The organism is Pseudomonas sp. NFACC43 (assembly GCF_900119645.1).
GTDB lineage: Bacteria > Pseudomonadota > Gammaproteobacteria > Pseudomonadales > Pseudomonadaceae > Aquipseudomonas.
This window is the reverse complement of sequence record NZ_FPKK01000004.1, coordinates 368870-384454: the sequence shown is the minus strand read 5'-3', so window position 1 is coordinate 384454 and position 15585 is coordinate 368870. Positions and strand designations below refer to the sequence as shown.

At 59.9% G+C, this 15585-nt stretch carries 13 protein-coding genes and 3 tRNA genes; all 16 read left to right on the top strand.

Annotation, left to right across the window (positions count from 1 at the left end; genetic code table 11):
* The first annotated feature begins 59 nt into the window (after window positions 1-59).
* The 16 genes from rlmE (at window position 60) to BT179_RS10360 (ending at window position 15577) form a co-directional block, all read left to right on the top strand.
* Complete coding sequence (gene rlmE, locus BT179_RS10435; RefSeq protein WP_053152126.1) at window positions 60-710, top strand: 23S rRNA (uridine(2552)-2'-O)-methyltransferase RlmE; 651 nt, start codon at window positions 60-62, stop codon at window positions 708-710.
* A 191-nt stretch (window positions 711-901) separates the two neighbouring features.
* A complete protein-coding gene (ftsH, locus tag BT179_RS10430; RefSeq protein WP_072388559.1) occupies window positions 902-2812 on the top strand; it encodes an ATP-dependent zinc metalloprotease FtsH in 1911 nt (636 codons plus the stop codon).
* Window positions 2813-2820: 8 nt separating this feature from the next.
* Window positions 2821-3672 carry a dihydropteroate synthase gene (gene folP, locus BT179_RS10425; protein WP_072430734.1) on the top strand — a complete coding sequence of 284 codons (852 nt, stop codon included), beginning with the start codon at window positions 2821-2823 and terminating at the stop codon, window positions 3670-3672.
* Window positions 3673-3688: 16 nt separating this feature from the next.
* The gene (gene glmM / locus BT179_RS10420; protein WP_072388555.1) at window positions 3689-5026 is read left to right on the top strand and encodes a phosphoglucosamine mutase; all 1338 of its coding nucleotides are present in this window, start codon (window positions 3689-3691) and stop codon (window positions 5024-5026) included.
* A 66-nt stretch (window positions 5027-5092) separates the two neighbouring features.
* On the top strand, window positions 5093-5848 hold the full coding sequence (tpiA, locus tag BT179_RS10415) for a triose-phosphate isomerase (protein ID WP_072388553.1): 756 nt from the start codon (window positions 5093-5095) through the stop codon (window positions 5846-5848).
* A gap of 4 nt (window positions 5849-5852) precedes the next feature.
* Complete coding sequence (secG, locus tag BT179_RS10410) at window positions 5853-6236, top strand: preprotein translocase subunit SecG (RefSeq protein WP_072388551.1); 384 nt, start codon at window positions 5853-5855, stop codon at window positions 6234-6236.
* A 22-nt stretch (window positions 6237-6258) separates the two neighbouring features.
* Window positions 6259-6344: transfer RNA gene (locus tag BT179_RS10405), tRNA-Leu, on the top strand.
* A gap of 97 nt (window positions 6345-6441) precedes the next feature.
* Window positions 6442-6518: transfer RNA gene (locus tag BT179_RS10400), tRNA-Met, on the top strand.
* A 139-nt stretch (window positions 6519-6657) separates the two neighbouring features.
* Window positions 6658-7116 carry a ribosome maturation factor RimP gene (gene rimP, locus BT179_RS10395; RefSeq protein WP_072388755.1) on the top strand — a complete coding sequence of 153 codons (459 nt, stop codon included), beginning with the start codon at window positions 6658-6660 and terminating at the stop codon, window positions 7114-7116.
* 59 nt (window positions 7117-7175) lie between these two features.
* On the top strand, window positions 7176-8657 hold the full coding sequence (gene nusA, locus BT179_RS10390; RefSeq protein ID WP_072388549.1) for a transcription termination factor NusA: 1482 nt from the start codon (window positions 7176-7178) through the stop codon (window positions 8655-8657).
* Window positions 8658-8684: 27 nt separating this feature from the next.
* Complete coding sequence (infB, locus tag BT179_RS10385; protein ID WP_072388547.1) at window positions 8685-11204, top strand: translation initiation factor IF-2; 2520 nt, start codon at window positions 8685-8687, stop codon at window positions 11202-11204.
* 160 nt (window positions 11205-11364) lie between these two features.
* Entirely contained in the window at window positions 11365-11760 is a 396-nt protein-coding gene (gene rbfA / locus BT179_RS10380; RefSeq protein ID WP_072388545.1) for a 30S ribosome-binding factor RbfA, read from the top strand.
* 3 nt (window positions 11761-11763) lie between these two features.
* Entirely contained in the window at window positions 11764-12681 is a 918-nt protein-coding gene (truB, locus tag BT179_RS10375; RefSeq protein WP_072388543.1) for a tRNA pseudouridine(55) synthase TruB, read from the top strand.
* Between the two features lie 144 nt (window positions 12682-12825).
* The gene (gene rpsO, locus BT179_RS10370) at window positions 12826-13095 is read left to right on the top strand and encodes a 30S ribosomal protein S15 (protein WP_039592311.1); all 270 of its coding nucleotides are present in this window, start codon (window positions 12826-12828) and stop codon (window positions 13093-13095) included.
* A 175-nt stretch (window positions 13096-13270) separates the two neighbouring features.
* Window positions 13271-15376 (top strand): polyribonucleotide nucleotidyltransferase, encoded by a 2106-nt coding sequence (gene pnp / locus BT179_RS10365; RefSeq protein ID WP_072430735.1) that lies wholly within the window; start codon window positions 13271-13273, stop codon window positions 15374-15376.
* A gap of 125 nt (window positions 15377-15501) precedes the next feature.
* A tRNA-Thr gene (locus BT179_RS10360) sits at window positions 15502-15577 on the top strand.
* The last annotated feature ends 8 nt before the right edge of the window (window positions 15578-15585 follow it).

Below are 15585 nucleotides of genomic sequence, written 5' to 3'. Positions count from 1 at the left end.
CCCGAGCGCGTCCGGGACCGCCCACTTAATCACGACCCGTTTTTATTCAGAGGTGGCCTGTGGCCCGTTCCAAGACTAGCCAGAACTGGCTCAAAGAGCATTTCAACGATCCATACGTCAAGATGGCGCAGAAAGACGGCTATCGCTCGCGTGCCAGCTACAAGCTGCTGGAGATCCAGGAAAAGGACCGGCTCATCCGTCCCGGCATGACCGTAATCGACCTCGGCGCGGCGCCTGGCGGGTGGTCCCAGGTGACCAGTCGTCTGATTGGCGGGCAAGGTCGCTTGATCGCTTCCGACATCCTGGAGATGGACAGCATCCCCGATGTGACCTTCATCCAGGGCGATTTCACAGAAGACGCCGTGCTGGCGAAAATCCTGGAGGCCGTCGGAAATACGCAGGTGGACCTTGTGATTTCCGATATGGCCCCCAATATGAGTGGATTGGCGGCTGTCGACATGCCCCGTGCGATGTTTCTCAGCGAACTGGCCCTGGATCTCGCCGGGCGGGTTCTGCGTCCAGGCGGTGATTTTCTGATCAAGGTCTTCCAGGGCGAAGGCTTCGACGAATACCACAAGGGCATCCGCAAGTTGTTCGACAAGGTGCAGATGCGCAAGCCATTGTCGTCTCGCGACCGCTCCCGCGAACAGTATCTGTTGGCGCGTGGCTTCCGCGGGATCGAGGGTTCGGCCAGCGATGAGCGTCTTTGAAAGGGTCGATAGGTTTTTTTATTTCGCATTGCAAACGTCGCGTAACGAAAATTATGCGGTCAAAGTTTCACAAAGGGTTACAGACGGCGCCTGCCAGGGTCGTAGGTAATGTAGTAAGTTAGGCCGGTGAATATCATGCGAGGCGCGCGCCGTCAGCGGAGCCAGCTTCAGAGGGTAGTTAATTGAACGACATGGCAAAGAATCTGATCCTGTGGTTGATCATCGCCGCTGTCCTTGTGACGGTGATGAACAACTTCTCCAGCCCTAACGAGCCGCAGACCCTCAACTATTCCGACTTCATTCAGCAGGTCAAGGATGGCAAGGTCGAGCGCGTTGCCGTCGATGGCTATGTGATCACCGGCAAGCGTACCGATGGCGACAGCTTCAAGACCATTCGTCCGGCCATCCAGGACAATGGTCTGATCGGCGACCTGGTGGACAACCATGTCGTGGTCGAAGGCAAGCAGCCTGAGCAGCAAAGCATCTGGACCCAGCTCCTGGTGGCCAGCTTCCCGATCCTGGTGATCATCGCGGTGTTCATGTTCTTCATGCGCCAGATGCAGGGCGGTGCCGGAGGCAAGGGCGGGCCGATGAGCTTTGGCAAGAGCAAGGCGCGCCTGCTTTCCGAAGACCAGGTCAAGACCACGCTGGCTGACGTCGCTGGTTGTGACGAAGCCAAGGAAGAAGTCGGCGAGCTGGTGGAATTCCTTCGTGATCCGGGCAAGTTCCAGCGCCTGGGTGGCCGCATCCCTCGTGGCGTGCTGATGGTCGGCCCGCCCGGTACCGGCAAGACCTTGCTGGCCAAGGCGATTGCCGGCGAAGCCAAGGTGCCGTTCTTCACGATTTCCGGCTCCGACTTCGTCGAGATGTTCGTCGGCGTGGGTGCCAGCCGTGTTCGCGACATGTTCGAACAGGCCAAGAAGCATGCGCCATGCATCATCTTCATCGACGAAATCGACGCCGTTGGTCGCCACCGTGGCGCCGGCATGGGGGGCGGTCACGATGAACGCGAGCAGACCCTCAACCAGTTGCTGGTGGAGATGGATGGCTTCGAAATGAACGACGGCATCATCGTGATTGCCGCGACCAACCGTCCTGACGTGCTCGACCCCGCACTGTTGCGTCCAGGCCGCTTCGACCGCCAGGTCGTGGTAGGGCTGCCGGACATTCGTGGTCGGGAGCAGATCCTCAAGGTTCACATGCGCAAGGTGCCAATGGGTGACGACGTTGCTCCTGCGGTCATCGCTCGCGGCACGCCGGGCTTCTCCGGTGCCGACCTGGCCAACCTGGTGAACGAGGCGTCGTTGTTCGCTGCCCGCTCCGGCAAGCGCGTCGTGGAAATGAAGGAATTCGAGCTGGCGAAGGACAAGATCATGATGGGCGCCGAGCGCAAGACCATGGTCATGTCGGAAAAGGAAAAGCGCAACACCGCCTATCACGAGGCGGGGCATGCCATCGTGGGCCGGGTGGTGCCTGAGCACGATCCCGTCTACAAGGTTTCGATCATCCCCCGTGGTCGTGCGCTGGGCGTGACCATGTTCCTGCCGGAAGAGGATCGCTACAGCCTGTCCAAGCGTGCCTTGATCAGCCAGATCTGTTCGTTGTACGGCGGTCGTATCGCCGAGGAAATGACCCTGGGCTTCGATGGTGTGACCACCGGGGCGTCCAACGACATCATGCGTGCCAGCCAGATTGCCCGGAACATGGTCACCAAGTGGGGCCTGTCCGAAAAACTGGGGCCTCTGATGTATGCGGAAGAAGAGGGCGAGGTGTTCCTCGGTCGTGGTGGTACCGGCCAGCACGCCAGTTTCTCGGGTGATACCGCCAAGCTGATCGACTCCGAAGTACGCAGCATCATCGACCAGTGCTACGGCACCGCCAAGCAGATCCTTACGGACAACCGTGACAAGCTCGATGCCATGGCCGATGCGTTGATGAAATATGAAACCATCGATGCCGAGCAGATCGACGACATCATGGCGGGCCGTCCTCCTCGTGAACCTCGCGACTGGTCGGGTGGTACCGGTACTCCAGGTACTCCTCCAGCGGTACAGGGCGAGCGCCCGGAAACACCGATCGGTGGTCCGGCTGCTGATGTCTAAGGCTTGAAATGACTTCTGTACAGTCCTCGACCCGGTTGCTTTGCGGCAACCGGGTTCTTGATTTGGCCCGTGTGCATGTCATGGGCATTCTCAATGTCACCCCCGATTCCTTTTCCGATGGTGGCCGATACAGCCAGCTCGATGCTGCGCTGCGGCATGCCGAAGGCATGGTGGCGGCCGGCGCGACGCTGATCGATGTCGGCGGCGAATCGACCCGGCCGGGCGCACGAGCCGTCTCGCCCGTCGAAGAGCTGGAGCGGGTGGCGCCGATTGTCGAACGCATCCATCGCGAACTTGATGTCATAATTTCGGTCGATACGTCCACGCCGGCGGTCATGCGCGAAAGCGCGCGACTTGGGGCGGGGCTGATCAATGACGTCCGCGCCTTGCGGCGCGATGGAGCCCTGGATGCCGCGGCGGCTACCGGCCTGCCGGTGTGCCTGATGCATATGCTCGGCGAGCCCGGAACCATGCAGGACGATCCTCGTTATGGTGACGTGACCCGGGAGGTGGGCGAGTTCCTCGCGGAACGCCTGAAGCAGTGCGTCGCGGCGGGTATCCCTGCCGAAAAGATCGTGCTGGATCCCGGGTTCGGTTTTGCCAAGACCTTGGCTCACAACCTGAGCCTGTTCAAGCACATGGAGGCATTGCGTGCCCTGGGGCGGCCGTTGTTGGTCGGCGTCTCGCGAAAGAGCATGATAGGCAATGCCCTGGGTCGACCGGTGGGAGAGCGCCTGTATGGCGGTCTTGCGCTCGCGGCCCTGGCTGTTACAAAAGGCGCGCGCCTGCTGCGGGTGCATGATGTGGCCGAAACGATGGATATCGTACGGATGATCGCAGCGGTGGAATCAGCCGAATAAGAATGACGGAGCACTTATGAGCAAGAAATACTTTGGCACCGACGGCATTCGTGGTCGGGTCGGCGAGTACCCCATTACACCTGATTTCATGCTCAAGCTCGGCTGGGCCGCTGGCATGGCGTTCCGCAAGATGGGCGCCTGCAAGGTGCTGGTCGGCAAGGACACGCGCATTTCCGGCTACATGTTCGAGTCGGCTCTTGAGGCTGGTCTGACCTCGGCGGGTGCCGATGTGATGCTGCTGGGGCCGATGCCGACGCCGGCCATTGCCTACCTGACGCGTACCTTCCATGCGCAGGCGGGTATCGTCATCAGTGCTTCTCATAATCCCCATGATGACAACGGCATCAAGTTTTTCTCCGGCAAGGGCACCAAGCTGCCGGACGAAGTCGAGCTGATGATCGAAGAGCTGCTGGATACCCCGATGACGGTGGTCGAGTCGAGCAAGATCGGCAAGGTATCGCGGATCAACGACGCATCGGGTCGCTATATCGAATTCTGCAAGGGCAGCGTGCCCACCGGTACCAGCTTCTCCGGGCTGAAAGTCGTCGTCGATTGCGCTCATGGCGCCACCTATAAAGTCGCACCGAGTGTATTCCGCGAATTGGGTGCCGATGTCGTGGTGCTTTCTGCCCAGCCGAACGGGCTGAACATCAACCACAACTGTGGCTCCACTCATACCGACGCCTTGCAGGCTGCGGTCCTGGCAGAGCAGGCCGATATCGGGATCGCCTTCGATGGCGATGGAGATCGGGTCCTGATGGTCGATCACACCGGCACGGTCGTGGATGGGGACGAGCTGCTGTTCATCATCGCTCGCGATCTGCATGAGCGCGGCAAGCTGAAGGGCGGTGTGGTCGGTACCCTGATGAGCAATCTCGGGCTCGAGCTGGCCCTGGCGGACCTGGATATCCCGTTCGTGCGAGCCAACGTCGGCGACCGTTATGTCATTTCGGAGCTGCTGGAGCGCGAGTGGGTCATCGGTGGTGAAAACTCCGGCCATATCGTGTGCTTCGACCACACCACGACCGGCGACGCGATCATCGCCGCCTTGCAGGTGTTGATGGCGCTCAAGGCGCGCAATGAAAGTCTGGCCCAATCGCGTCAAGCGTTGCGCAAATGCCCGCAAGTGCTGATCAATGTGCGTTTCGGTGGTGGTGCGAACCCGCTCGAGCATGAGACGGTCAAGCAGGCCAGCGAGCGCGTGACCCAGGCGATGGCGGGACGTGGGCGCGTGTTGCTGCGCAAGTCCGGTACGGAGCCCCTGGTGCGCGTCATGGTCGAAGGCGAGGATGAAATACAGGTCCGCGGTTATGCCGAAGAGCTGGCGAAGCTTGTTAGTGAAGTTTCTGCCTGAATTCGGCTTGCCAGTCATGAATCGGTTGGGTAACATCTGCGCCCACTTTGACCGACGAGGTACAGCATGCGTCGCCCTATGGTAGCTGGTAACTGGAAGATGCACGGTACCCGCGCCAGCGTCGCTGAGCTGATCAACGGCCTTCGTCATCTGGCCTTGCCAAGCGGTGTTGATGTCGCGGTATTCCCGCCTTGCTTGTATATCAACCAAGTGGTTGATGGCTTGAAAGGCAAGTCGATCTCGGTCGGCGCGCAGAACTCTGCGGTGGAATCCATGCAGGGTGCGTTGACGGGCGAGATTGCGCCGAGTCAGTTGGTGGATGCAGGCTGCTCCCTGGTCCTGGTTGGGCATTCCGAGCGTCGCCAGATCATGGGCGAGCAGGACAAGACCTTGATCCGCAAGTTTGCTGCAGCTCAGGCCTGTGGTCTGATCCCGGTGTTGTGCGTAGGGGAAACCCTCGCGCATCGTGAGGCCGGCAGGACCATTGAGGTTGTAGGGCGTCAGCTCGGCAGCATCATCGAAGACCTGGGTGTCGGTGCTTTTGCAAAGGCAGTCATTGCCTACGAGCCTGTCTGGGCCATTGGTACCGGGCTGACGGCTTCGCCGCAACAGGCGCAGGATGTGCACGCCGCCATCCGCGCGCAGTTGGCGGAAGAGAATTCTGAAGTGGCACGAGGTGTGCGGCTTCTATACGGCGGCAGCGTGAAGGCGGCCAATGCGGCCGAACTGTTCGGCATGCCGGATATCGATGGGGGGCTCATTGGTGGAGCGTCCCTGAATGCAGATGAGTTCGGTGCGATCTGTCGCGCCGCGGGAAACTGAAAAAATGCTGGAAACAGTCGTAGTCGTTTTTCATCTGCTGGGTGCACTGGGTGTAGTTGCTCTCGTACTGCTGCAGCAGGGTAAAGGTGCGGATGCTGGTGCGTCTTTCGGTGCAGGTGCTTCAAATACTGTATTCGGAAGCCAAGGTTCCTCTACCTTTCTTAGTAAGTTTACTGCTATACTCGCCGCCGGTTTCTTCTTGACCAGCTTAGGGTTAGGTTACTTTGCTAAAGAGAAAGCTCAAGAGCTGACTCAAGTAGGTTTGCCAAACCCGGCAGTATTGGAAGTACCAAAGCAACAACCGGCTTCTGATGATGTCCCGGTGCTTCAAGAGCAAAAGTCGGCCAACTCGGCGACTGACGTGCCTCCAGCTCAAGAGCAGAAGTAAGAAGGTTTCAAGCGCAGTATTTGCCGAGGTGGTGGAATTGGTAGACACGCAACCTTGAGGTGGTTGTGCCCATAGGGTGTAGGGGTTCGAGTCCCCTTCTCGGTACCAATTGAACAGGAGAGCCCGCAGTTGCGGGCTTTCTTGTAGGTGGAAGGTTACATTGACCCTATAAGGGATCAGTCGTATACTTTTGCCCCAGCTTTGTCGCGGGATGGAGCAGCCTGGTAGCTCGTCGGGCTCATAACCCGAAGGTCGTCGGTTCAAATCCGGCTCCCGCAACCAGTTTCAGGGCCCCTTCCAAGGGGCTTTTTGTTAGCTGGACACTTTACAACGCCGCTGTTCAACGGCGTTTCAGGGATGGGCGATTCGCCCATTTTTTTTTATTTGCACAGCATGCACAAACATGCACGAGGGGGTTCAGGTGTCGAGCAAGCTAGAACAGTTGCAGGCCTTGTTGGCCCCGGTGGTCGTGGCCCTTGGCTATGAATGCTGGGGTATTGAGTTTTCGGCTCAAGGTCGCCACTCACTGTTGCGCGTTTATATCGATAAGGAAGGCGGCGTGCTGGTGGACGACTGTGCCATCGTCAGCCGTCAGATCAGCGGTGTACTGGATGTTGAAGATCCTATCAGCAGCGAATACACCCTTGAAGTTTCCTCGCCTGGCATGGAGCGCCCTCTGTTCACTCTCGAACAGTTTGCCTCGTTTGCCGGGGAACAAGTAAAGATCAAGCTGCGCTCGCCTTTTGAAGGACGACGCAACTTTCAAGGCCTTCTGCGCGGTGTAGAAGAGCAGGACGTCGTGGTGCAGGTAGATGACCATGAGTTCCTGTTGCCGATCGATATGATCGACAAGGCCAACATTATTCCCAGTTTTGACTGATACGTGCCAGATACTGCGGATCCCGCGGATCCAATGGCTTGCGAAAGGCGAGGCGTACGATGAGCAAAGAAGTACTGCTGGTTGTTGAGTCGGTATCCAATGAAAAGGGCGTACCGGCTGGCGTGATTTTTGAAGCGCTGGAGTTGGCTCTGGCCACTGCTACCAAGAAGCGGTTTGAAGACGAAGTTGACTTGCGTGTGGAGATCAATCGCCACACCGGTGCCTACGAGACGTTCCGTCGTTGGACGGTAGTCGAGGAAGCCGACCTGGATGACCCGGCGATCGAAACCTGGCCGAGCAAGGTTGCGCAAACGCATCCTGGCGCCAAGGTGGGTGACGTGGTCGAGGAAAAGATCGAATCCATCGAGTTCGGTCGCATCGCTGCACAGACTGCCAAGCAGGTCATTGTGCAGAAAGTTCGCGAAGCCGAGCGTGCGCAAGTCGTCGACGCCTATCGCGAGAAGCTGGGTGAAATCATCTCCGGCACCGTGAAGAAGGTTACCCGCGACAACGTGATCGTCGACCTGGGCAACAATGCCGAGGCGCTGCTGGCTCGGGAAGACATCATTTCCCGCGAGACTTTCCGGGTGGGGGTGCGTCTGCGTGCGCTGCTCAAGGAAATCCGCACCGAGAACCGCGGCCCGCAGTTGATCCTGTCGCGTACCGCGCCGGAAATGCTGATCGAGTTGTTCCGCATCGAAGTGCCGGAAATCGCCGAAGGCCTGATCGAAGTCATGGGCGCCTCCCGGGATCCGGGCTCGCGTGCCAAGATCGCGGTCCGTTCCAAGGACAAGCGTATCGACCCGCAAGGTGCCTGCATCGGCATGCGCGGTTCGCGTGTCCAGGCCGTATCCGGCGAGTTGGGCGGCGAGCGCGTGGACATCGTGCTGTGGGACGATAACCCGGCCCAGTTCGTGATCAATGCCATGTCGCCTGCCGAAGTGGCGGCAATTATCGTCGACGAAGATGCCCATGCCATGGACATCGCCGTTGGCGCAGACAATCTGGCCCAGGCCATCGGTCGCGGTGGTCAGAACGTACGTCTGGCCAGCCAACTGACAGGCTGGACCTTGAACGTGATGACCGAATCGGACATCCAGGCCAAACAGCAAGCTGAAACCGGCGACATCCTGCGCAATTTCATCGAAGAGCTCGAAGTCGATGAAGAGTTGGCACAGGTGCTGGTGGATGAAGGCTTTACCAGCCTGGAAGAGATTGCCTACGTGCCGGTGGAAGAGATGCTCAACATCGATGGCTTTGACGAAGATATCGTCACCGAGCTTCGCGCTCGGGCCAAGGATCGTTTGTTGACCAAAGCCATCGCTACTGAGGAAAAGCTGGCAGACGCCCATCCGGCCGAAGACCTGCTCTCGCTTGAGGGTATGGACAAGGATTTGGCGATGGAACTGGCGGTGCGCGGCGTAATTACCCGCGAAGACCTGGCCGAGCAGTCTATTGACGATCTGCTCGACATCGACGGCATTGACGATGATCGTGCCGGCAAGTTGATCATGGCCGCCCGAGCCCACTGGTTCGAGTAATTAGGCGCGGCCTGAGGAGAGAAGTGCATGACGCAAGTCACGGTGAAACAACTGGCCGATGAGGTCAAAACACCGGTAGAGCGCCTGTTGCAGCAGATGCGTGAGGCAGGTCTGCCGCACACCGCCGCCGAGGAACATGTGACCGACAGTGAGAAGCAGTCCCTGCTGACTCACTTGAAGAGCAGTCACAAGGCAAAAGTGGAAGAACCGCGCAAGATCACGCTGCAGCGTAAAACTACCAGCACCCTGCGTGTTGCCGGTAGCAAGAGCATCAGCGTAGAAGTGCGCAAGAAGAAAGTTTTCGTGCAGCGCAGCCCGGAAGAAATCGAAGCCGAGCGCAAACGCGAGCTGGAAGAACGTCGTGCAGCGGAAAATGCTGCGCGCCAGAAGGCTGAAGAAGAAGCCAAGCGCCGCGCCGAAGAAGAAGCGCGTCGCCAGCCTCCTGCGGAGCAAGCCGCTCCGGTCGAAGCGGTCGCGGAACCTGCCGAGGTTGTCGAGCCTGTGCGTGAAAGCGCGCCGGTACTGGCTCCGGCTCCAGCCCCTGTGGCGGATACCCGCAAGCGTGACGAACAGCGTCGCCCGGACAAGTCGCGTGCCGACGAAAACCGTCGTGGTGGTGATGGCGAGCGCAAGAATGCTCCTCATCGCGCGTCGGTCAAGGAAAAGGCACCGGCCCCGCGGGTTGCACCACGCACCACCGACGAAGAAAGCGATGGCTTCCGTCGCGGCGGTCGTGGCAAGGCCAAGCTGAAGAAGCGCAACGCCCACGGTTTCCAGAGCCCTACCGGTCCTGTCGTGCGCGAAGTGAAGATCGGCGAGACCATCACTGTGGGCGACCTGGCCCAGCAGATGTCGGTCAAGGCTGCTGAAATCATCAAGTTCATGTTCAAGCTGGGTACCCCGGCCACCATCAACCAGGTACTGGACCAGGAAACTGCCCAACTGGTTGCCGAAGAGCTGGGCCACAAAGTGACCCTGATCAGCGACACCGCCCTGGAAGATTCCCTGGCCGAGTCCCTGAAGTTCGAAGGTGAAGCGGTTCCTCGTGCACCGGTCGTGACCGTCATGGGCCACGTCGACCACGGTAAGACCTCGTTGCTCGACTACATCCGTCGCGCCAAGGTAGCGGCTGGCGAAGCTGGCGGCATTACCCAGCACATCGGTGCGTACCACGTTGAAACCGAACGTGGCATGGTCACCTTCCTCGATACCCCGGGCCACGCCGCGTTTACCGCTATGCGTGCCCGTGGTGCCAAGGCGACCGACATCGTGATCCTGGTGGTCGCGGCGGACGACGGCGTGATGCCTCAGACTGTCGAGGCTGTCCAGCACGCCCAGGCGGCCGGTGTTCCGCTGGTGGTGGCGGTGAACAAGATCGACAAGCCGGGTGCCGACCTCGATCGCATCCGCAGCGAACTGTCGGTTCACGGCGTGACCTCCGAAGACTGGGGTGGCGACACGCCATTCGTCCCGGTTTCCGCGAAGATGGGTACTGGCGTCGACGAGCTGCTCGAAGCGGTATTGCTGCAGGCTGAAGTGCTCGAACTGACCGCCACGCCATCGGCTCCTGGCCGTGGTGTCGTAGTCGAATCGCGCCTGGACAAGGGCCGCGGTCCGGTGGCAACGGTCCTGGTTCAGGACGGTACGCTGCGTCAGGGTGACATGGTGCTGGTCGGTTCGAACTATGGCCGCGTGCGTGCCATGCTCGACGAGAACGGCAAGGCCATCAAGGAGGCCGGTCCGGCCATTCCGGTCGAAATCCTCGGCCTGGACGGTACCCCGGACGCTGGCGACGAGATGAGCGTTGTGGCCGACGAGAAGAAAGCCCGTGAAGTGGCTCTGTTCCGTCAAGGCAAGTTCCGCGAAGTCAAACTGGCTCGCGCTCACGCCGGCAAGCTGGAAAACATCTTCGAAAGCATGGGCCAGGAAGAGAAGAAGACGCTCAACATCGTCCTCAAGTCCGACGTCCGTGGCTCGCTGGAAGCCTTGCAGGGCGCATTGAACGGCCTGGGCAACGACGAAGTGCAGGTGCGTGTGGTCGGCGGCGGCGTCGGTGGTATCACCGAAAGCGACGCCAACCTGGCACTGGCTTCCAACGCTGTACTGTTCGGCTTCAACGTGCGTGCCGATGCCGGCGCTCGCAAGATCGTCGAGCAGGAAGGTCTGGATATGCGTTACTACAACGTGATCTACGACATCATCGAAGACGTCAAGAAAGCCCTCACCGGCATGCTGGGCAGCGACGTGCGGGAGAACATCCTGGGCGTGGCCGAAGTACGCGATGTGTTCCGTTCGCCGAAGTTCGGCGCGATCGCCGGTTGCATGGTGATCGAAGGTGTCGTTCACCGTAACCGTCCGATCCGTGTACTGCGTGAAGACATCGTGATCTTCGAAGGCGAGCTGGAATCCCTGCGTCGCTTCAAGGATGACGCTTCCGAAGTACGTGCCGGCATGGAATGCGGTATTGGCGTCAAGAGCTACAACGACGTCAAGGTCGGCGACAAGATCGAAGTCTTCGAGAAGGTCCAGGTTGCTCGCAGCCTCTGACTCGCGCACTTCAAGAGCCCTGGTGGCTGGTCGCATGCACATGCGCGCCGTCGCCGGCGGACTCTAAACGCAACGCCCGGTCCGGCTTTTTGCCAGGCCGGGCGTTTGCCGCTTTCAGACCTTGCGGGTTTCACCGTGGGGCAGTAACAGGTAACAAGACATGGCAAAAGAATATAGCCGTACCCAACGCATCGGCGATCAGATGCAGCGTGAGCTGGCGCAGTTGATCCGTCGCGAAGTCAAGGATCCACGTGTCGGCCTGGTGACCATCACCGCGGTAGAAGTCAGTCGTGACGTCGGTCATGCGAAGATCTTCATCACCGTGATGGGCCAGGACAATGCCGAAGACATCGGCCAGAGCATCAAGGTGCTCAACTCGGCCGCCGGCTTCCTGCGCATGCAGCTGGCCCGCGAAATGAAGTTGCGCAGTGTTCCACAGTTGCATTTCCACTACGACGAAAGCGTCGCGCGCGGGGCGCATCTGTCGGCCCTGATCGAGCGCGCCGTGGCTGAAGACAGTCAGCACGCGGCTGAACCCGAAGACACCAAGGAGTAACCGGTGGCTCAGGTCAAACGTATCCGTCGTAACGTGAGCGGCATCATCCTGCTCGACAAACCGCTGGGGTTTACCTCCAACGCGGCATTGCAGAAGGTTCGCTGGCTGCTCAATGCCGAGAAGGCCGGGCATACCGGTAGCCTCGATCCGCTTGCCACCGGCGTGCTGCCGTTGTGCTTCGGCGAGGCGACCAAGTTCTCCCAGTACCTGCTCGATTCCGACAAGGGCTATGAAACCCTGGCGCAACTGGGCAAGACCACCACCACGGCAGATGCCGAAGGCGAGGTTTTGCGCGAGCGCCCGGTGACCGTTGGTCAGGCGGATATCGAAGCGGTACTGCCGCGTTTCCGCGGGCAAATCAGTCAGATACCGCCGATGTACTCCGCGCTCAAGCGGGACGGACAGCCGCTGTACAAGCTGGCTCGTGCAGGCGAAGTAGTGGAGCGTGAACCGCGTTCTGTTACTATTGCGCGCTTGGAATTGCTGGCTTTTGACGGTAATACTGTCCGGCTTGCCGTGGATTGCAGCAAAGGCACCTATATCCGTACCCTGGTGGAGGATATCGGTGAGCAGCTCGGCTGTGGTGCGTACGTGGCAGAACTGCGACGGACCCAGGCCGGTCCTTTCGCGCTGGCCCAGACGGTCACGTTGCAAGAGCTGGAAGCGGCACATGCCGAAGGTGGCAACGAAGCGGTGGACCGTTTCCTGATGCCATCGGACAGTGGCTTGCTGGATTGGCCGCTGCTGCAGTTCTCCGAACACAGCGCTTTCTACTGGCTCAACGGCCAGCCGGTACGCGCCCCGGACGCGCCGAAATTCGGCATGGTACGGGTACAGGATCACAACGGTCGCTTCATCGGTATCGGTGAAGTGAGCGAAGACGGGCGCATTGCGCCACGTCGATTGATTCGGTCGGAATGACCGGAACCCGTCTGTGTAACAGCAGGCGGGCGAGTGTGGCTGTCAACAGGCACGGTCATCACTCATTTATAGATACAGGGATCTGTCCCTGGCCTGTTGGTGCGGTTTCCTCGGAAACGGTACCTTGAACAAGAGGAAAGCCACATGGCACTCAGCGTTGAAGAAAAAGCTCAGATCGTGACCGACTACCAGCAAGCTGTTGGTGACACTGGTTCGCCAGAAGTGCAAGTTGCACTGCTGACCGCCAACATCAACAAACTGCAAGGTCACTTCAAGGCCAACGGTAAAGATCACCACTCCCGTCGTGGTCTGATCCGCATGGTAAACCAGCGTCGCAAGCTGCTGGACTACCTCAAGGGCAAGGACGTCAATCGTTACAGCACCTTGATCGGCCGCCTGGGCCTGCGTCGCTAATCAGCGATTGCGCTATGAGGTTGGTTGTCTGCCAGTTGCCCGCGTTCGCGTCGGCGACCGGCAGGCTCCCAGCCTCAAGTTTTATCTGGACAGTCGTTGGGCCGATTCCCGGCACTGCCCAAGAATTTCGCAAGAAGACAAGTTTCCCCAAGAGCCACAAAGAAGGTAGGACACCGTGAACCCGGTAATCAAGAAATTCCAGTTCGGTCAGTCGACCGTTACCCTCGAGACTGGCCGTATCGCCCGTCAGGCATCCGGCGCAGTGCTGGTCACCGTTGACGACGACGTCAGCGTATTGGTGACCGTTGTCGGTGCCAAGCAGGCCGATCCAGGCAAGGGCTTCTTCCCTCTGTCTGTCCACTATCAGGAAAAGACCTACGCCGCCGGTAAGATCCCGGGTGGTTTCTTCAAGCGCGAAGGCCGTCCTTCCGAGAAGGAAACCCTGACTTCCCGCCTGATCGACCGTCCGATCCGTCCGCTTTTCCCTGAAGGTTTCATGAACGAAGTGCAGGTGGTCTGCACCGTCGTTTCCACCAGCAAGAAAACCGATCCGGACATCGCTGCGATGATCGGTACCTCGGCCGCGCTGGCGATCTCCGGCATTCCTTTCGACGGTCCTATCGGCGCTGCCCGCGTGGCCTTCCACGAAAGCACCGGCTACCTGCTGAACCCGACCTACGAGCAACTGAAGGCATCGAGCCTGGACATGGTCGTGGCCGGTACTTCCGAAGCCGTGCTGATGGTTGAATCCGAAGCCAAGGAACTGACCGAAGACCAGATGCTGGGCGCCGTACTGTTCGCCCATGACGAGTTTCAGGTCGTGATCAACGCCGTCAAGGAACTGGCCGCCGAAGCTGCCAAGCCAACCTGGACCTGGGCGCCGCAACCGGAAGCCACCGAGCTGCTGGGCGCGATCCGTGCCGAGTTCGGCGAAGCGATTTCCCAGGCCTACACCATCACCATCAAGGCCGACCGTTATGCGCGCCTGGGCGAGCTGCGTGACCAGGTAGTGGCGCGGTTCTCCGGCGAAGAAGGCCAGCCATCGGCCAGCGACGTCAAGGCGGCTTTCGGCGAAATCGAATACCGCACCGTTCGCGAAAACATCGTCAACGGCAAGCCACGTATCGACGGTCGCGACACCCGCACCGTACGTCCGCTGAACATCGAAGTCGGCGTGCTGCCGAAGACCCACGGTTCGGCGCTGTTCACCCGTGGTGAAACCCAGGCCCTGGTCGTTGCAACCCTGGGCACCGCCCGTGACGCGCAACTGCTGGACACCCTGGAAGGCGAAAAGAAAGACCCGTTCATGCTGCACTACAACTTCCCGCCGTTCTCGGTGGGCGAGTGTGGCCGCATGGGTGGCGCCGGTCGTCGCGAAATCGGTCACGGCCGCCTGGCCCGCCGTTCCGTCCAGGCCATGCTGCCGGACACCGATTCGTTCCCGTACACCATCCGCGTGGTTTCGGAAATCACCGAGTCCAACGGTTCGAGCTCCATGGCTTCGGTCTGCGGCGCTTCCCTGGCACTGATGGACGCAGGCGTTCCGATGAAGGCGCCGGTTGCCGGTATCGCCATGGGCCTGGTGAAGGAAGGTGAGAAGTTCGCCGTCCTGACCGACATCCTGGGCGACGAAGACCACCTGGGCGACATGGACTTCAAAGTAGCCGGTACCGCCAAGGGCGTGACCGCGCTGCAGATGGACATCAAGATCAAGGGCATCACCGAAGAGATCATGGAGATCGCCCTGGGCCAGGCCCTGGAAGCGCGCCTGAACATCCTCGGTCAGATGAACCAGGTCATCGGTCAGTCCCGTACCGAACTGTCGGAAAACGCTCCGACCATGATCGCGATGAAGATTGACACCGACAAGATCCGTGACGTCATCGGTAAAGGCGGCGCGACCATCCGTGCGATCTGCGAGGAAACCAAGGCTTCGATCGACATCGAGGACGACGGTTCGATCAAGATCTTCGGCGAAACCAAGGAAGCGGCAGAGGCTGCACGCCAGCGCGTCCTGGGCATCACTGCCGAAGCCGAGATCGGCAAGATCTACGTCGGCAAGGTCGAGCGCATCGTCGACTTCGGCGCCTTCGTCAACATCCTGCCGGGCAAGGACGGTCTGGTTCACATCTCCATGCTGAGCGATGCTCGCGTCGAGAAAGTGACCGACATCCTCAAGGAAGGCCAGGAAGTGGAAGTGCTGGTACTGGACGTGGACAACCGCGGCCGTATCAAGCTGTCCATCAAGGACGTCGCAGCAGCCAAGGCATCGGGCGTTTAATCACCCCCGCGCCTGACCGCTGAACAAGCAAACGCCCCGACTGGTTCGGGGCGTTTTGCTGTGTGGCGAAAATCCTTTTGTCGCGGGTTGCCTGGCCACAGGCGACGATGCTAGGTTTAGCCACCGCCCGTGTAGCTCAGCCGGTAGAGCAGCGCACTCGTAACGCGAAGGTCGCAGGTTCGATTCCTGTCTCGGGCACCATCATCCCT